General features: G+C 67.9%; 17 protein-coding genes. 2 read left to right on the top strand and 15 right to left on the bottom strand.

Going from position 1 to position 15,537, the window contains the following annotated elements:
• Nucleotides 1–62: 62 nt before the first annotated feature.
• Nucleotides 63–2,486 carry a hypothetical protein gene (locus Pla123a_RS17675; protein ID WP_146589408.1) on the top strand — a complete coding sequence of 808 codons (2,424 nt, stop codon included), beginning with the start codon at nt 63–65 and terminating at the stop codon, nt 2,484–2,486.
• 94 nt (nt 2,487–2,580) lie between these two features.
• Entirely contained in the window at nt 2,581–3,090 is a 510-nt protein-coding gene (locus tag Pla123a_RS17670; RefSeq protein WP_146589406.1) for a hypothetical protein, read from the top strand.
• A 16-nt stretch (nt 3,091–3,106) separates the two neighbouring features.
• Here the strand turns inward: Pla123a_RS17670 and Pla123a_RS17665 are convergent, their stop codons facing one another.
• From Pla123a_RS17665 to rplR, 15 genes are all read right to left on the bottom strand, one after another.
• Nucleotides 3,107–4,813: a GGDEF domain-containing protein gene (locus Pla123a_RS17665; protein ID WP_197528074.1), complete on the bottom strand. Its 1,707-nt coding sequence runs from the start codon at nt 4,811–4,813 to the stop codon at nt 3,107–3,109.
• Nucleotides 4,814–5,028: 215 nt separating this feature from the next.
• Nucleotides 5,029–5,895: a hypothetical protein gene (locus Pla123a_RS17660; RefSeq protein ID WP_146589402.1), complete on the bottom strand. Its 867-nt coding sequence runs from the start codon at nt 5,893–5,895 to the stop codon at nt 5,029–5,031.
• 94 nt (nt 5,896–5,989) lie between these two features.
• Nucleotides 5,990–6,565, bottom strand: a complete 576-nt coding sequence (locus tag Pla123a_RS17655) for a hypothetical protein (protein WP_146589400.1) — start codon at nt 6,563–6,565, stop codon at nt 5,990–5,992.
• A 132-nt stretch (nt 6,566–6,697) separates the two neighbouring features.
• Nucleotides 6,698–7,351 (bottom strand): bL17 family ribosomal protein, encoded by a 654-nt coding sequence (locus Pla123a_RS17650; protein WP_146589398.1) that lies wholly within the window; start codon nt 7,349–7,351, stop codon nt 6,698–6,700.
• Nucleotides 7,352–7,458: 107 nt separating this feature from the next.
• On the bottom strand, nt 7,459–8,457 hold the full coding sequence (locus tag Pla123a_RS17645; protein ID WP_146589397.1) for a DNA-directed RNA polymerase subunit alpha: 999 nt from the start codon (nt 8,455–8,457) through the stop codon (nt 7,459–7,461).
• A 127-nt stretch (nt 8,458–8,584) separates the two neighbouring features.
• Entirely contained in the window at nt 8,585–9,211 is a 627-nt protein-coding gene (gene rpsD / locus Pla123a_RS17640; protein ID WP_146589394.1) for a 30S ribosomal protein S4, read from the bottom strand.
• Nucleotides 9,212–9,302: 91 nt separating this feature from the next.
• Nucleotides 9,303–9,695, bottom strand: a complete 393-nt coding sequence (gene rpsK / locus Pla123a_RS17635) for a 30S ribosomal protein S11 (RefSeq protein WP_146589392.1) — start codon at nt 9,693–9,695, stop codon at nt 9,303–9,305.
• Between the two features lie 110 nt (nt 9,696–9,805).
• Nucleotides 9,806–10,189: a 30S ribosomal protein S13 gene (gene rpsM / locus Pla123a_RS17630; RefSeq protein ID WP_146589390.1), complete on the bottom strand. Its 384-nt coding sequence runs from the start codon at nt 10,187–10,189 to the stop codon at nt 9,806–9,808.
• 159 nt (nt 10,190–10,348) lie between these two features.
• Nucleotides 10,349–10,462 (bottom strand): 50S ribosomal protein L36, encoded by a 114-nt coding sequence (rpmJ, locus tag Pla123a_RS17625; RefSeq protein WP_146563932.1) that lies wholly within the window; start codon nt 10,460–10,462, stop codon nt 10,349–10,351.
• A 314-nt stretch (nt 10,463–10,776) separates the two neighbouring features.
• Nucleotides 10,777–11,634 carry a type I methionyl aminopeptidase gene (gene map, locus Pla123a_RS17620; protein WP_146589389.1) on the bottom strand — a complete coding sequence of 286 codons (858 nt, stop codon included), beginning with the start codon at nt 11,632–11,634 and terminating at the stop codon, nt 10,777–10,779.
• A 67-nt stretch (nt 11,635–11,701) separates the two neighbouring features.
• Entirely contained in the window at nt 11,702–12,274 is a 573-nt protein-coding gene (locus Pla123a_RS17615) for an adenylate kinase (protein ID WP_146589387.1), read from the bottom strand.
• Nucleotides 12,275–12,364: 90 nt separating this feature from the next.
• On the bottom strand, nt 12,365–13,741 hold the full coding sequence (secY, locus tag Pla123a_RS17610; RefSeq protein WP_146589385.1) for a preprotein translocase subunit SecY: 1,377 nt from the start codon (nt 13,739–13,741) through the stop codon (nt 12,365–12,367).
• A gap of 277 nt (nt 13,742–14,018) precedes the next feature.
• Nucleotides 14,019–14,528, bottom strand: a complete 510-nt coding sequence (gene rplO / locus Pla123a_RS17605) for a 50S ribosomal protein L15 (protein WP_146589383.1) — start codon at nt 14,526–14,528, stop codon at nt 14,019–14,021.
• Entirely contained in the window at nt 14,525–15,031 is a 507-nt protein-coding gene (gene rpsE / locus Pla123a_RS17600; protein ID WP_146589380.1) for a 30S ribosomal protein S5, read from the bottom strand. Before rpsE ends, rplO begins: the two co-directional genes overlap by 4 nt.
• Before the next feature lie 62 nt (nt 15,032–15,093).
• The gene (gene rplR, locus Pla123a_RS17595) at nt 15,094–15,462 is read right to left on the bottom strand and encodes a 50S ribosomal protein L18 (protein ID WP_146589378.1); all 369 of its coding nucleotides are present in this window, start codon (nt 15,460–15,462) and stop codon (nt 15,094–15,096) included.
• Between the last annotated feature and the right edge of the window lie 75 nt (nt 15,463–15,537).

The raw sequence follows: 15,537 nt of genomic DNA, 5'->3' as shown, positions 1-15,537 counted from the left end.
TTAGACCCGTTGGCAGAGGGGGCCTGACCCGCACCACGCGGGCCGACGAGGAGCGAATCAATATGATCAACCAAACGCTCGCCAAGCTGTTCCGCCAAGACTCGATTCTGCTCCGCGCAGGGTTTGGGGCGGCCGCGGTCGCCAGCCTGTGGGGCTCGCCCATCGAGCTGTCCGCCGAAGAGCCTACCAAGGCGCCGGTGATCATTGAGAAGGTGGTCGAGGACTCGGTGCTGATCGCCACCCGCGAGGCGCTCGAGGAGGGGTACAAGGCCCCCGAGGATTCGCTCGAGCCGATCTCGTCGGTTTCTGAGCACGAGCCGGAACTGGCGGACCCGCCCAGCAAATCGGCCCCGCCGGTCGCGTCTGTGGAGGTTACGGACCTGGCGACCGAGGAGGCCGCGCCCCAGGCGACCGCCGCCGAAGACGCCGTTGAAGACGCCGTTGAGGACGCCGTTGAGGACGCCGTTGAGGACGCCGTTGAGGACGCCGTTGAGGACGCCGTTGAGGACGCCGCCGAGCAGATCACCGTTGCCGACGACGACGTCGTGGTCGCCGACGCGGGTGAGCCGACCGCTCCCCGAGCGATGGCCACTCCGGGCGACGTCGCCGCCGCGTTGCTGCAGGAAGAGGTCAAGGTCGCCGCGGCGCCCTTTAAGCAGATCGTCGCCGGCGTCTCGAGCCGTGCGGACCTCGAACGACTGTGGGGCGAGCCCGCCTCGCAACGCAAGACCTCCGACGGCGTCGTGATGGCGTTCGATCAGGAAGGCTTCGCCAAGGTCGAGGTGCTCGTCGAGGGCGACCGCGTCGAGCTGATCAAGGCGCAGCTCGTTAAGCAGTCGCAGCCCGAACGCCTGGCGGCCAAGCTCCGCGTCGACGCGATCGACCCGGTCACCATCGCCGACGACGAGTCGGGCGAGGCGCTCGGCATCGCCTACCCCGAGAAGGGGCTGATGTTCCTGCTCACCAAGTCGAGCGAGGGGCTCACGCCGATTTCGCCGCAGTTTGTCACCCACATCGTGCTCCAGGCGCCCGACGCCGAGGCCTTCGCCCTGCGGGCCGAGACCCGGCCGCGTCACGCCTACAGCAAGCGGTTGAAGGACCTTACGGCCGCGTTGGCCATCGAGCCGAACGCCGCCTACTCGCTGTGGCTGCGGAGCGAGGTTTACCTGTCGACCGGTCAGCCCGTGAAGGCCGAGGCCGACGCCAAGCTTGCCGTCGAGCAGGACGAGGACAACGTCGCCTACCGTCTGCGCTGGTCCGAGACCCTGGCCGCCGTGGCCCGCTACGACGAGGCCGTCCTCGAGACCCGCAAGGTGATCGACGACGAAGACGCCCCGCAGCTGGTCAAGGCCCAGGCCCTGGCGTTGATGGGCAGCCTCGCCTCGCTGGGCGACGCGCAGATCGCCGACAAGGCGATCGGCTTCCACACCACCGCGATCTCGATTGCCGACAAGCTCGCCACGAGCAAGGACGCCACCGAACGCCGCGCCGCCAAGCTGCTGCTGGTCAGGTCGCACCTGGCCGTGGCCAACGAGGTCTCGCGTCGGAGCTACGACGACAAGGCCGACGTGGTCGCCCAGTGGATCGGCCGCGCCTCAGGCCTGGCCGAAGAGCTGATCACCAACGACCAGGGCTCGCTCGAGCTGCGGCTAGAGGTAGCGCAGGTCGCCCTCGAGACGCTCGCCAACCTCAAGCCCGCCAAGGACCCCGGCCCGTGGGTCACCGAGGCCTCCGACGCCGCGACCGCGATTGTCGCCTCGACCGACGACAAGCTGCTCAAGCACCAGGCGCACTGGGGCCTTGGCCAGGCGTACTTCCACGCCCTGCGGGTGGCCCACACCCGCCGCGAAGCGGAACGCGCGCTGACCTACGGCCAGGAGTCGCTCAGCCACCTCACCGAGGCGGCCGCGACCGCCGACGCCCAGCCCGCCGCCGAGCAGCTGATCGGACGCCTGTACTTCCACCTTGGCGCCGCCAACGCGGTGCACAAGCAGGACCACGCGGCCGCGGTCGAGTGGTACACCCAGGCCGAGGGCCTGCTGCTGGGCGACGCCCCCAAGAGCGAACTCGTGGTGCCCCGCCAGCTCGGCGAGGCGCTGGTCAGCATGGGCGTCAGCTTCTGGAATCAGGATCAGCGGCCCAAGGCGATCGAGCTTACCGAGAAGGGCGCCGAGCTGATGCAGCAGGCGGTCGACGCCAAGGTGCTCGACCCGGGCGCGATGGCCGTGCCGTTCGGCAACCTGTCGACCATGCACCGCAACCTGGGCGACACCGGCGAGTCCGCCAAGTACGCCGCGCTCGCCGCCGAGGCCCGCGACTCCAAGACCGACAGCGAGTCGGTGGCCCGCCGCCGCGGCAACCAGTCGCAGCCCCGCGCCGCCAGCACCGCTGGCCGTGACCGCACCGCGTCGAACGCCGCGGTGGGCGGCGGTTCGGCCCCGCAGACGACTAAGAAGAGCAGCACGCGTCGCGGCTTGCTCCGCTAAGCCGACCGGGATAAAAATGACACGAAGGCCGCGGGACCCTGGCGTCCCGCGGCCTTTTTTTGTCGCCCCGTTCTCGCCGCGGAGACCGCCCCACGTGAGCTTCGACCCAGCCGACTACCCGCAAGCCCTCGCCGAACTAGTCGCCGGCGACCGCCGCCGCCCGCTGGGCGAGGGGACGCCGCAGGCGGGCGCCAAGGCCGCCCTCCAGCGGCTCGACCTAGCGGCCGCGTTTGCTGGCCAGCGGGTGGAGGACCCAGCGATGGCCCGCTGCTGCCTGTCGGGCGTGTGGCTGGTGCACGACTTCCTCGACGAGTCGCACACCCACAGCCAGGCGATCTCCACCGCAGAGGGGAGCTTCTGGCACGGTGTCATGCACCGTCGCGAGGGCGACTTCGGCAACGCCAAGTACTGGTTCCGCAACGTCGGCGACCACCCGGTGTACGCGCTGCTGGCCGACCGGTTTGGCGGCTGGGACCCGTACGACTTTGTCGACGACTGCGAGTCCGCGGTGCGCGGCGGCGCGGGGCTCGAGGAGTGCCTGGACCGGCAGCAGGCAGAGTGGGAGCTGCTGTTCGACTACTGCTTCCGCGGGGCCATCGCGTAGCCGGCGGACCCGCCCGCTACCAGCCGGTCGACTCGTCGGCCGGCAGCTCGGTGTAGGCGTAGGTGGCGTCGCCGCCGTTGCGGGCGGCGCGTTCCATGCCCGCGGCGGCGGCCATCAGCACGTCCACCACCGACGCCCCGGACCGCGCGTCGGCCACCCCGATGCTGGCCGACAGGTCCCACAGCTCGCTGTCGAGCCGCAGCTTGCAGTTGGCGACCTGGCTCTGCAGCCGCAACGCGATCGCCAGGGCGGTCTCCTCGTCGGCGCCCGGCAGCAGCACGGCGTAGACTCCCTGGTCGTAGTCGCAGCGTTGGTCCATGTCGCGGGTGGCGGCCTCGAGCAGGCGGCCGAGCACGCGGCGCAGGAAGTTGAGCGTCTCGGGCGGCCGCCGTCGGGCGAGCTCGTCGACCTGGTCGACCCGCATCAGCAGCACCGACACGATCGGGCCGCCGCGGCTCCACTCGGCGAGCCGCCGCTTGACGTTCGCCACAAAGATCGAGCGGCCGCACAGACTCGGTTCCCCCTCGTGTGGGAGATCGTCCTGGGCCGCGGCGGGCTCGGTCGAGTCCACGCCGAGCGAGGCGGCGGTCGGGTACTCGGGCGCGTCGTTCGCGCGGGCCTCTTCGTCCCGCTTGCGGTGCGCGAGCGAGATCGGGAAGCACTGCTGGCCGTCGTTGTAGTAGGCGGCGTTGCCGCCCGCCTGGTCGGCCTCCTTCACCGCCATCGTGGCCCGGACGATCGCCTGGTTGGGCCGTTCGCCCTGCTGCAGCTGCACGACGCCGACGCTGGCGGTCAGCTGCAGGCGGCGGCCCCCCTCGCTGAACTTGGCGGTCGAGACCAGCTCCCGCACGCGCTCGGCCATCGGCATCGCCTGCGAGAGGGTCGAGCCCGAGAGCGTCATCGCCAGGCAGTCGCCGCCGAACCGCGACGCGGTGTCCTGACCGCGCGAGGCGCGTTTGAGCAGCATCGCCGCCTGCCGCAGCACGGTGTCGCCGCCGGTGTAGCCGTACTTCTTGTTGACGTCGCCGAAGTTGTCGAGGTCCATCAGCAGCAGCGAGCACGGCGTCGGCCGCTTGCCGTTGGACGCGGTGATCGTGGCGAGCTGCTCCTCGAGCGCGCGGCGGTTGGGCAGCGAGGTCAGCAGGTCCGCGTGCGACAGCACCGCCTGCATGCAGACCTTCTGGGCCGACTGCTCGAGCCGTACCTCGGCGTCGTCGGCGCTCTGCCCGAGCTCGTCGACCGCGTCGAGGATCTCGCCAATCGCGTGGCGGACCTCGGTCGATGAATTGGTGGTGCGGGACTCGAGCCCCGCCGAGACGTGCCGCAGCTTCTGGCCGCAGCCGTCGAGCTCGTTGGACATCTCGACCGCGAGCGCCTCGAGCGAGCTCAGCACCCGCTCGTACGCGTGCTTCTGGCGATCGAGCGCGAGGCTGGTGAGCTGCAGCACACCGCTGGCGCCCGACCCTCCCCGGACCTGCACGGCGTGCGCGTCGAGGTCGCCCTTGAGCTCGAGGAACTGGTGCTCGGCCAGCAGGTTGGCCTCGACGATCGAGGCCGCCGCGTCGGCCGCGTCGCCCCCCTTGAGGCTGGCGTTGATCTCGGTCAGGCACTCGCTGTGCTGCAGCACGCAGCTCTGCACGCTCTCCACCGCGGCGTGCAGTCCCTGGACCGCCTCTTCGGCAAACGACCGCGTCTTCTCGGCCTCGCGAAGGCGCTCGTCCAACGGCTTGCGGGTCCGTAGCCACATCGCGCCGGTCACGCCGATCGCGGTGCAGAACAGTCCGAACGAGAGATCGATGACCCAGACAGGGGGGATCAGGGTGCGCTCCCCAGGTTAGGTGGTTCTTGCTTTGCTAGAAAAGAAACGGCACTGCCGCCCTATTGAAATCTAGCTCAGGAACCACCTCCGGGACGGAGTGGGTTTCGTGCCGGCCGCGTCTAGAGCTTGTCGATCGGCGGGAAATCCGCTGATCGAGGGGCCTGCACCACCCGGATCAGGATCGCCTTGCGGCGGCCCTCGGAGTCGGCGGCGCTCTGGTGGAAGTACCCACCCAGCAGCGAGGGGGCGTCCCGCAGGCTGGTGACCAGCAACGCCTCGCCGGCAGACAGCGAGGCCTCGATCGACAAATCCGAAAAAACCGTTGCATCCTGCGAGGGCGTCGCCTGCGAGATCACGCCGGTCTCGTCGGGGGTCCAGCGCGGCTTGGCCACACCGTGCCGGACCTCGGGAGTCAGCGACAGCACGCACCGGCCGCCGCTGAGGTCCTCGGCCTTCAGCTTGTAGAACGCCTGGGCGTTGCTGAGGGTCTCGCCGACAAGCTCACCGTCTCGGGCGACCAGCAGCGGCGAGGACGCCTTTGGTTCGCACGCCTTGAGCTCCAGGTGGTCGCCCTGGCGGAGCTGCCGCGTCCGCCGCCAGACGCCGGTCTGCTGCAGGATCGCGTTGGTCTGCGCAGGGCCCTCGCCCGCGCCGCCGCCGGGGTTCAGCAGCTCATGGATCTCGTCGGGCATGACGCCGCTGAGGACACCGGCCCGCAGGCCGTTGATGGCGAGGCGCCGCCGCAGGTCGGGCGAGAAGCGGTTCTCTTGCAGCTGTCCCCACAGGGCCTCCTCGGCCTCGTTGTCGGGCTCGGGGAGCGTCGCCCAGTAGATCTCGAGCGTCGCGGCCTGCGGGGCCGAGTTGGCCGCCTGCAGCAGCGACGCCTCCGTGGCAAGCTCCGGGGAGTCGATAAGGTGGCACCCGGCCAGCGCCAACAGCGCGAGCGCCAGCGTGCGTCCGATCACCGTTTGTGCGTTGCGGGGCATCCGTTGTCTGCGGGCGTGAGGCCGTGGGCGAGAAAAGCCGGCGGCGGAGCATACGCACGCTAGCGCCGTGGGTCAACGCCGTTCGGCGCGACGGCTACGCCGCCTCTGCTAGCACCAGCTTGGGCGTCGGGAACCGCTGGCCGCGGACGCCGTTGTGCATGGCCGACAGCTCGCTGAAGCTCGGCTCGAGGAACGCGTACAGCCCGCGCGGCGGGTCCTGGGCGAGCCACGCCCTGGCGATCGAGGCCGACAGTTCGTCGAATTTCCGCTGCGACCGTCCGTGGACGTAGCAGCGGCCCTCGTGGCGGCGGAGGTCGCCGTTGAAGTCGGGCGAGATGTGCCACAGCTCGTGCACCAGGGTGGTGAGCTTCTCCTCGAACGGCTGGTCGAGCAGCCGCGGCACGTACAGGTTGAGCAGGTACAGGTAGTCGCGCCCCGACCCGTCCTCGAGCCGCTGGCAGCCGTACAGCCGCCCCCGCACCCGCTTGGTCTTCGCGCCCCCCTCGAACCGCAGCGGCGTCAGCGACGCCTGGATGCCGTGGGACACCCGCTTGCGGGTCTGGCAGAAGCCGAACGCGACGCGCTCGGTGTCGATGTGAGCGAGCTCGTCGACACGCATGGTCATGTCGCGGGTGAGCAGCCGCACGGCGTGGGTGAGGTCGAAAGCCATTGGTGTCGGAGCGGGGACGCTGTCGCCGAGAGAGCCGCGCGCCCGACGCGGGACGCAAGCAAAAAAACAGGGGCGTTCCTCGTGGGAGGAACGCCCCTGTTTGATAATCGATTGGGCCGATCGGAGGGAAGCTTAATCTTCCTTCTTCTCTTCGGCTGCTGGCGCCTCTTCCGACTGCGGAGCCGCGGCGGCGGGCGCCTCGTCCTCGGGGGCGTCGAACGCCGGCTTCTCGCTCTTCACCCGCACGCGGTCACGCACGCCGACGAACTCCAGGATCGCCTGATGGCCGGCGTCGCCCAGACGCGGCTTGGCGATCTTGAGGACGCGGGTGTAGCCGCCCGGACGCTCCTCGAAGCGGGGGGCGATCTCTTCGAACAGCACGCTGACGGCCTTCTTGTCGCCGAGCAGCTGCAGGCAGCGGCGGCGGGCGGAAACGACCGGCGCGATCGCCTGGTTCCACTGCTGCCAGCGGTCGCTCGTGCGCCACGACTTCCAGGAGTCGCTGCCGCGGGGCGAGTCCGGAGCGAACTCCTCGGCGGCCCGCTGCGCGGGGATCGAACGCTTGGCGATGGTCACGCACTTCTCGACCAGCGGGCGGACCTCCTTGGCCTTGCTGACGGTCGTGACGATGCGGCCCTTAACGTTGGGCTCCGACTCCAGCTCGATGTACCGCAGGTCCTCGGTGTCACGCTCGGTGAGGATCAACGCGCTGGCCAGGTTGCGGAGCAGGGCGCGTTGGTGGTTCGGGTTGCGGCCGAGCTTACGGCCTTTGCGTCGGTGTCGCATGGGAGTTGTGCCGTCGGCGGCTGCCGGCGGGCCCCTACATGGTTTGAAACGTTACGGTTGATTGAAAATGAATGCAGTGACGCCGCGGCCCCGCGAAGGGGTCTGCGTCAGACTCCGACCGGCGCCGGCGGGACACGCATCCCGAGGTGCAGGCCGAGTTCGCTGAGCTTCTCCTGGACCTCGGTGAGGGTGGTCTCGCCAAAGTTGCGGACCTCCAACAGCGCGTCCTCCGAGCGGGACACCAGGTCCCGGACGGTCATGATGTGCTCCGACTCCAGGCAGTTGCTTGCCCGGACCGACAGGTTCAGCTCGGAGATCGGCATGCTGAGCTTCTGCTCCATCGCCGGGTCGACGCCGGGCGCCGCCGGGGCGGCGCGGGCCGGCGAGCGGACCTGCGGGCCCAGCTCCGAGTACTGCACAAACGGGTTGAGGTGCTTGCGGAGGATCTTGGCGGCCTCGACCATCGCCATCTCGGGGTTGACCGAGCCGTCGGTCCAAATCTCGAGGGTCAGCTTGTCGTAGTTGGTCTTTTGGCCGACGCGGGTCTCGTCGACGGCGAAGCGGACCCGGGCGACCGGGCTGAAGATCGCGTCGATCGGGATGATGCCGATCTCCTGGATGTTCTGGCTGTGCTCGGTCGACGGGACGTACCCGCGGCCGTTCTCAACCACCATCTCCATGACAAACGGCACGTCGTCGGTCAGCGTGGCGAGCACGTGGTCCTTGTTGAGCACCTCGACCGAATCGTCGGTTTCGATGTCGCCGGCGGTGATGACGCCGGCCTCGTTGCGCTCGACCCGCAGCACGCGGGTGGTCTCCGAGTGGTTCTTGACCACCAGCGACTTGATGTTGAGCACAATGTCCGTCACGTCCTCGAGCACGCCGGTGATGGTCGTGAACTCGTGCTGGGCGTTGTGGATCTTGATCTGCGTGACCGCGCTGCCCTCGAGGCTCGACAGCAGCACCCGGCGCAGGCCGTTGCCGACCGTGGCGCCGAAGCCACGCTCGAACGGCTCGGCGTAAAACTTGCCGTACGTTGCCGAGAGGGTCTCCTGGTCACAGGAAACCATGCTCGGGAGTTCTAGACCGCGCCATCGGATGTGCATTTATCGTCTCCCACTAAGGTGATGCAGGTGGGGAAATTATGGGCTGAGTGGGTCGCCCGTGGGGGCGCCGGTTCGGGCCGCCGCGGGGCGTCGGAGGGAGCCGGGCTCCCCAGTGGTTACCGCGTGGTTACCGTGAGCAGAGCTCCACGATCAACTGCGTCTGGACCGGGACAGAAACGTCTTCCGGGCCGGGCAGCCGACCGATGATGCCCTCGGGGATCACGCTCTCGGTCACGGCCAGGTAGTCCGGCACCGAACGGTCGCTCTCGGCCTGGGCGCCACGGATGTAGTCCAGGCTCTTGGCCTTGTTCATCACGCGGACCACGTCGCCGGCGCGGACCTCGTAGCTGGCGATGGTCACGCGGCGGCCGTTGACCGTGATGTGGCCGTGGTTGATCATCTGACGCGCCTGGGCGCGGCTCGAGCCGAAGCCAAGCCGGTGCACGACGTTGTCGAGGCGACGCTCCAGCAGGCTCATCAGCACGTCGCCGGTGTTGCCCTTGGCCCGCTCGGCCTTGGCGAAGTAGCGGCGGAACTGCTTCTCCAGCACGCCGTAATAGTGCTTCACCTTCTGCTTCTCACGGAGGTGCACGCCGTAGTCGGTGACCTTCGGGCGGCGGCCATGCACCTGACCCGGCGGGGTGTCACGACGCTCGAACGCGCACTTGGACGTGTCGCAGCGGGTGCCCTTGAGGAAGAGCTTCAGGCCGTCGCGACGGCAAAGTCGGCAGGCGGGGCCAGTGTATCGTGCCATTAGTGTAAGTAGCTGAAAGAGAGTGGGGCGTTGGATTGATAGCGGCCTTGCCCCGGTGGGGAGGGCCCGTGGTTGTTCTCGGAGCGACGGCCTAGACGCGACGCTTCTTGCGGGGGCGGCAGCCGTTGTGCGGCAGCGGCGTGATGTCCTCGATCGACTTCACCTTCAGGCCAGCGGCCTCCAGGGCCGTGATGGCGCTCTCGCGGCCGCTGCCTGGCCCACGCACGCGGACCTCGACGTCACGCACGCCAAACTTCTTGGCCTTCTCGGCGGCCTGCTGCGCGGCGCACTGGCCGGCGAACGGCGTGCTCTTGCGGCTCCCCTTGAAGCCGCTCGTGCCGGCGCTCGCCCAGCAGAGGGTGTCGCCCTTGGTGTCCGTGATGGTCACCGTGGTGTTGTTGAACGTCGCCGTGACGTAGGCGATGCCCACCGCCACGCTCCGGCGTGTCTTCTTCTTTGCGCTCTTGTCGCGAGTTTTCGCCACTTCTTATTACCCGTTTGACGTTGGGAGGAATGCCTTGGCCCGCTAGTGGGCCGGGGCTTCGCTCGGCCGGGCGGCGCCCGTTTGGTTGATGATTAGCAGCTGGTTGTACGCTAACGCAGGTCCTTGACGCCCTTCTTGCCAGCGACCGTCTTCTTGGCGCCCTTGCGGGTGCGGGCGTTGGTCTTGGTGCGCTGGCCACGCACCGGCAGGCCGCGGCGGTGACGCAGCCCGCGGTAGCAGGCGATGTCACGCAGACGCGAGATGTTCTGGCTCGTCTGCCGACGCAGCTGACCCTCGACGACGTAGTCCTTGTCGAGCAGCGCCGCGATGCGGGCGACCTCGTCCTCGTGCAGCTCACGCGCCCGCACGTGCGGGTCGATCCCCGCCTTGTGGCAGAGTTCCCGGGCGGTCTTCGGACCGACGCCGTACAGGTACGTCAGCGAGATGGCCGTGGGCCGATCGGGCGGGATATCAACACCGAGGAGACGTGGCATAGCGTTACTGCTGGACTACAGACGGGGGATTTGGACGTTGGGATGTATGTCGGTGCGATACACGACGAAGGGAGCAACTCAGGGCCGCCGAGATTGCCCGCGGCGGCAAGCCTGCGAGCACCGCCGTGGCGGCTAAACGTGGCGGCTAGCCTGCCTTGGCTAACCCTGCCGCTGCTTGTGGCGCGGGTTGTCACACACAACGCGGACCACCCCTTTGCGGCGGACCACCTTGCACTTGTCGCAGATACGTTTGACGCTCGCGCGAACCTTCATCCGACCGCTTCCTGATTAACTGAGAAACTTAAACCGCTCGAAAACGCGGCTCACTGGCGAACCAGGCATTCAGTGAACGCCGATCCGCGGAGCCAGTCGTCTTGCCGCTGATTCTGCCTACTACTCCCGGCGGCCCGATTGTTCGGTGGCTGCTGGGCTTGGGCAGAACCTGACCGGTACAGGTCTCGGGAGACCTGGAAAACCGGTGATGATACCATTGAAGTTCGAAACCTAGCAAGCCCGTCAAGGAGAAATCTCCAGAGAACGGGGCCCCAATCTCGCAATAGCAGGCAAAATGGGGCGATTGGGTCGGTTTACCACTCGATCAGCCGCTCCAGCCCGGGGCTGGAGACCGCCATCAAGTCCTCCATCAACGCTTCCTCGTCCGCTGAGGGGGCCACGGTCAATCGGACCGGGCCGTCCTTGGTTATCGCAATCGTGTGTTCGAAGTGGGCGCTCGGCTTGCCGTCCTTGGTGACCTGCGTCCAGGCGTCCCGCAGCAGCCGCACCTTGGCGGTGCCGACGTTTACCATCGGCTCGATCGCCAGCACCAGGCCCGGCTCGATGAAAAAGTCGGCCCGGCCACGGAGCGAACGGCTGACGAAGTTGGGGACCTGGGGGTCCTCGTGCATCTTGCGGCCGATGCCGTGCCCGACGAAGTCCTCGACGGTCGCAAAGCCGTGGTCCTTGACGTACCGGGCCATCTCGTCGGCGATCTGGCTCCAGCGGTCCTTGGTGTGCAGCAGGTCAAACGCCAGCTGCAGGGCGCCCTGGGTGACGTCCAGCAGCCGTTGGGTTACGGGGTCGATTTCTCCGATCGCGTGGGTTACCGCGGCGTCGCCGCACCAACCACCGAGCCGCACGCCGGTGTCAATCGAGAGGATGTCCCCCTCGGCCAGCGGCACGTCGTCCGGGATGCCGTGCACCACGACCTCGTTGCGTGACATGCAGGTCACGGCCGGGAAGGCGGGCTTGCCCTTTTCGTGGTGCGGGTAGTTCTTGAACAGCGGCGTCGCGCCGATCTTGGCGAAGTAGTCGTCGAGCGCCGCGTCGATCTCGCGGGTGGTCGCCCCCGGCTGCATCATCTCCGCGGCGATCTGGTGCGCCCGCCAGACCGCCAGGCCCGCCAGCCGCATCTTGGCGATTTCTCGGTCGCTTTTGAGCTGGATCATGGCTGGGCCGGTGGCAGGGGGACGGTCTTCGTGAGGCTCGGCCGGGCGGCGAGCGGTTGTTCGGCAGCTACGGGGTTTGCGGACGGACGCTCTCTACCGCGTCCCACAACCGAGCAAAGACCTCCTCCAGGGCGCCGACCGCATCAATGCGTCGCAGCACGCCCCGCTGCTCGTAGTACGCCGCGAGTGGCTTGGTCAGATCGGCGTAGATCCGGAGCCGCTCGCGGACGGTTTCTTCCTTGTCGTCAGAACGGCCGCGTTTCCACAGCCGGTTCATCAGTTCTTCCTCAGGGATGACGAACTCCACCGCCAGGTTCAGCGGCTTGCCGCCGTGCTCCTGCAGGAGCTTGTCGAGCGCCTCGGCCTGGGGCAGCGTGCGGGGGAACCCGTCAAACAGGTACCCCTGCTCGCAGTCCGGCCCGTTCAGCCGCTCGGCCACCAGCTGCACCACGACATCGTCCGGCACCAGCTGTCCCTGGTCCAGGAACCCGCCGGCCTGCCGGCCGAGGGGGGTCCCGAGCTCGCGGGCCTCGCGGAGCACATCGCCGGTCGAGAGGTGCTTGATCCCCAGCTTCTCTGCCAAGCTGAGGGACTGGGTCCCCTTGCCGGCGCCGGGCGGTCCTATCAAGACGATTCTCATCAGCGGCGCCCGAGTCTTCGCGGTTCTAACGGCAGCGAACCAGCAGACAAACGCGAGCCCGCGGCGCGGCCTGGGGCCCCTCGCCCGATCCTACTCCAGCAGGCCCTTGTAGTTTCGCATCACCAGGTGGCTGTCGATCTTCTGCACCAGGTCGAACGCCACGCTCACGGCGATCAGCAGGCTGGTGCCACCGTAGAACATCGCGACCCCCCACGGGATGCCGAGCCACATGACGATCAGGGTTGGGATGATGGCGATCAACGCCAGGAACCCGGCCCCCACGTAGGTGATGCGGAACATCACCTTCTCCAGGTAATCGGCCGTCCGCTTGCCGGGGCGGTACCCCGGGATGAACGAGCCGTAGTTCTTTAGGTTGTCGGCCATGTCCTTCGGGTTGAAGGTGATGGCGGTCCAGAAGAAGCAGAAGAAGTAGATCATCAGCAGGAAGCAGACGTTGTAGAAGAACGACTCTCGGCTGAACGCGGCCGAGATGCCGGTGAACAACGACTTGAAGAAACCGGGGTCCCAGCTCTGCGCCAGCCGGCCCAGTCCTGAGTCGCCGAAGATGATCAGCGGGAACATCATCAGGCTGCTCGCGAAGATGATCGGCATCACGCCGGCCTGGTTGACCTTCAGCGGCAGGTACGAGCGGCCGCCCGCGGTCATGCGGCGTCCCCGCATGTGCTTGGCGCTCTGCATCGCGATCCGCCGCTGGCCGAGCGTGATAAACACCACGCCCACCACCACCCCGATAAACATCGCCGCTAGCAGGATGAGCTTCGGCGGGTCGAGCTTGCCGCCCTGGGCGCCGAGCGTCAGGGTGGACATGTCGATCAGCTGCAGGCCGGCCGCCGGCATCGAGGCCAGGATGCCCGCCATGATCAGCAGGCTGATCCCGTTGCCGATGCCGTACTCGTCGATCTGCTCGCCGAGCCACATCAGGAACACGGTGCCGCAGGTCATTGTCAGCACCGAGACGATCTTCCACCCCAGGAACATCCTCGGCACGCCCCCCGCGTCGTAGGCGAACTCGGGCGCAACCAGGCCCTGCCCCTCCGCGAACTGCGTGACGTAGAACCAGCTTTGTATTAGGCAGAGCACCACGGTTGCGTACCGTGTGTACTCGTTGATCTTCTTGCGACCCGCCTCACCCTCCTTCTGCAGCTGCTCGAGCTTCGGGATGACGCTCCCCAGCAGCTGGAAGATAATCGAGGCCGAGATGTACGGCATGATCCCCAGACCGAAGATCGTGACCGTGGTCAGGTTGCTGGCGCTGAGCACCGCGACCTGCTGCAGGATGTCGTTGATTCCGCCGCCCTGCGACTGGTTGATCTTGACCTGCTCGAGGTCGATCACCGGCAGGCTGACCTGGAAGCCGACGCGGTAGATCGCCAGCATCAGCAGCGTGAGGGCGATCTTCCGGCGCAGCTCGGGGATCTGGAAGACAACGCGGAGTTTTTCGAGCATCTTGCTTACACCGCTCCGGGCGGCTGTGCGGGGTTGGCCGGTAGTCGTCTGGCGGGCCCGGTCGTCTGCAGGCCCGGTTGCCGGGGAAGCGGCGTCGGGGGGAGCGGCTTCGGCCGCCCCGCGGACCAGTGTAACCTCTGCGGGCCAATCGTTTAACGCCAGCTCCCGCAGCCACTCGGCGGCGTCGGAGGCCCGTCGTGGCGCCGAATAACAGCGTTCTGCGGCGGGCCAGTCGCGAGGACGCCTGCGAGGACGCCGCTCGCTAGCAACCAGGTCGCTACGACTTGGCGGCCTGCTTCTTGGCCCGGGCCTCACGCTGCTTCTGGGCGACCGGGGTCTTGCCGGGCAGGGTCACCATCTCGCCGCCGGACTTCTCGATCTTCTCGACCGCCGACTTGCTGAACCGGTGCGCGGAGATCTTGAGCTTCTTGGTCAGCTCGCCGTCGCCCAGCACCTTGAGCAGGTCGAACCGCCCCTTGGCCAGGTTCTTGGTGGCCAGCGCCTCGAGGGTCACCTCTTCGCCGGCCTCAAAGACCGCGTCGATCTGACCGACGTTGACCACCACGACCGTGTCGGCGAAGCGGTTGTTGAAGCCGCGCTTCGGCACGCGGCGGACCATCGGCATCGACCCGCCCGCGAATGTGGGGTGCGACGAGTTGCCCGCGCGCGAACCCTGGCCCTTGTGGCCACGGCCGGAGGTCTTGCCGTGCCCGGAGCCCGGGCCGCGGCCGATCCGCTTGCGCTTCTTGTTCTTGTTTATACCGCGATGGACGTCGTCCAGAATCATGACAGGGTCACTCCACGGAGGCGTTCAATCTCGCTCTTCGGGCGGAGCTCTTGCAGAGCGGCCATCGTCGCCTTGACGAGCGGGATAGGATTATTGGAGCCGAAGCTCTTGGTCAGGATGTTGTGGATGCCGGCCGCCTCGCAGACGGCGCGGACCGCGCTGCCGGCGATCACGCCGGTGCCCTCGGACGCCGGCACCAGGATCACCTCCGAGCCGCCGAAGCGACCCTTCACCACATGCGGGATGGTCGAGCCTTCCATCGGCACGGTGATCATGCTCCGCATGCCCTCCTTGCGGGCCTTCTCCACGCTCGGCGGGACCTCGTTGGCCTTGCCGTAGCCCCAGCCGACCTTGCCCTTGCCGTCGCCGACGACAATCATCGCGGCGAAGCTGAAGCGGCGACCGCCCTTAACGACCGCTGAGCAACGCTTGATCTTCACGATGCTCTCGTTCAGCTCGCCGCGTTGCTTCTCGCGGGGTTCTCTCGATTTGGTCTTGGCCATGTTCGACTGGGAAGTTGGGGTGTTCGTTGGTGGCTTGGGGCGCCGCGGCTTGGTGGCCGGGCCTAGAACTGCAGGCCGGCCTCGCGGGCGGCGCCCGCCAGATCGGCGACGCGGCCGTGGTACTTGTAGGGTCCGCGGTCGAAGCAGACGGCGTTGACGCCGGCCGCGGCGGCCCGCTCGGCGATCGCCTTGCCGACGGCGGCCGCGGCGTCGCGGTTGCCGCCGAACTTGACCTGGTCGGCGATCGACTTCTCAAGCGTCGAGGCCGAGGCGATCGTCTTGCCGGCGTCGTCGTCGATCAATTGAACGGCGATGTTCTTGTGGCTCCGCGAGACGCTCAGACGCGGGCGTTCGGCGGTGCCACGCAGGCGCTTGCGCACGCGGAACGAGCGACGCTTACGCTGCCGGCCGATAGCTTTGGAATGGTCCATGGTCGTGTCGTAGTTGGTGTTCGGTGGTTGGCGGCGTCGCTGGTGAACCAAACACCAGCCGCTGGCCGCCGGCCA

The organism is Posidoniimonas polymericola, assembly GCF_007859935.1.
Taxonomy (GTDB): Bacteria; Planctomycetota; Planctomycetia; order Pirellulales; family Lacipirellulaceae; genus Posidoniimonas; species Posidoniimonas polymericola.
The sequence above is the reverse complement of the archived record's forward strand: the minus strand, read 5'-3'. Positions and strand labels throughout refer to the sequence as shown.

What these genes read in the sequence shown, in the direction of transcription:
- Pla123a_RS17675 (WP_146589408.1), top strand. Translation starts at nt 63, where the DNA reads ATGATCAACCAAACGCTCGCCAAGCTGTTCCGCCAAGACTCGATTCTG.
- Pla123a_RS17655 (WP_146589400.1), bottom strand. Translation starts at nt 6,565, where the DNA reads ATGGCTTTCGACCTCACCCACGCCGTGCGGCTGCTCACCCGCGACATG.
- map (WP_146589389.1), bottom strand. Translation starts at nt 11,634, where the DNA reads ATGATCCAGCTCAAAAGCGACCGAGAAATCGCCAAGATGCGGCTGGCG.
- Pla123a_RS17650 (WP_146589398.1), bottom strand. Translation starts at nt 7,351, where the DNA reads ATGCGACACCGACGCAAAGGCCGTAAGCTCGGCCGCAACCCGAACCAC.
- secY (WP_146589385.1), bottom strand. Translation starts at nt 13,741, where the DNA reads ATGCTCGAAAAACTCCGCGTTGTCTTCCAGATCCCCGAGCTGCGCCGG.
- Pla123a_RS17660 (WP_146589402.1), bottom strand. Translation starts at nt 5,895, where the DNA reads ATGCCCCGCAACGCACAAACGGTGATCGGACGCACGCTGGCGCTCGCG.
- rpmJ (WP_146563932.1), bottom strand. Translation starts at nt 10,462, where the DNA reads ATGAAGGTTCGCGCGAGCGTCAAACGTATCTGCGACAAGTGCAAGGTG.
- rpsM (WP_146589390.1), bottom strand. Translation starts at nt 10,189, where the DNA reads ATGCCACGTCTCCTCGGTGTTGATATCCCGCCCGATCGGCCCACGGCC.
- rplO (WP_146589383.1), bottom strand. Translation starts at nt 14,528, where the DNA reads ATGATTCTGGACGACGTCCATCGCGGTATAAACAAGAACAAGAAGCGC.
- rpsD (WP_146589394.1), bottom strand. Translation starts at nt 9,211, where the DNA reads ATGGCACGATACACTGGCCCCGCCTGCCGACTTTGCCGTCGCGACGGC.
- rpsE (WP_146589380.1), bottom strand. Translation starts at nt 15,031, where the DNA reads ATGGCCAAGACCAAATCGAGAGAACCCCGCGAGAAGCAACGCGGCGAG.
- rplR (WP_146589378.1), bottom strand. Translation starts at nt 15,462, where the DNA reads ATGGACCATTCCAAAGCTATCGGCCGGCAGCGTAAGCGTCGCTCGTTC.
- Pla123a_RS17615 (WP_146589387.1), bottom strand. Translation starts at nt 12,274, where the DNA reads ATGAGAATCGTCTTGATAGGACCGCCCGGCGCCGGCAAGGGGACCCAG.
- Pla123a_RS17645 (WP_146589397.1), bottom strand. Translation starts at nt 8,457, where the DNA reads ATGCACATCCGATGGCGCGGTCTAGAACTCCCGAGCATGGTTTCCTGT.